Origin of the sequence: Myroides odoratimimus (genome assembly GCF_030326305.1) — a bacterium.
Taxonomy (GTDB): domain Bacteria; phylum Bacteroidota; class Bacteroidia; order Flavobacteriales; family Flavobacteriaceae; genus Flavobacterium; species Flavobacterium odoratimimum_A.
Window position 1 is genome coordinate 1 of record NZ_JACAKB010000093.1, and the last position, 593, is coordinate 593.

Genomic DNA, 593 nt, shown 5'->3' on the forward strand with positions numbered 1-593 from the left:
ATACGCTATAAAAAAGGGCAAGGTACACCTATTGTATTTATACACGGTTCATGGGATGATCATAATTCTTGGTTACCAGTGGCAGAAGAGTTAATTAAAACTACTACTAATCCCATCATTTTATATGATAGAAGAGGACATAGTGCTTCTTCTCCAGATAAAGAACAAGGTACAATATCAATGGATGTCCAAGATGCCGTCTCCCTACTCGATGCTTTACAGATTAAGAAAGCTCATTTTATAGGACATTCTTATGGAGCAAATATCACAATTGAACTAGCCAATAATCACGCTGATAGAGTTGAGAGTATTGTTTTATATGAACCTCCTATTTTTGGGATGCTTAAAGGACAAACTGAATACAAACAAATTCTATCAGAGGTACAGAATGAAATGCAAAAAAGTAAAACTTTACTTGAACAAGGACACATTGAACAGGGAACCTTTAATTTTATTGAAAAAGTAGCCTTTGGAAAAGGTAGTTGGTATTCTGTTTTTGATCAAAGAGCCAGAAATACAATGACAGCTAGTTACACTACTTGGCTTGATCAAGCTAATGATCCTGAAAGATTAAATATAAAACCAGAAAACCT

1 protein-coding gene is annotated in these 593 nt (G+C 34.2%); it reads left to right on the forward strand.

The window, feature by feature from the left end; all coding sequences use genetic code 11:
• Positions 1–593 (forward strand): alpha/beta fold hydrolase (locus HX049_RS18425; RefSeq protein ID WP_286417837.1); only part of this gene is annotated, 593 nt, incomplete at both ends.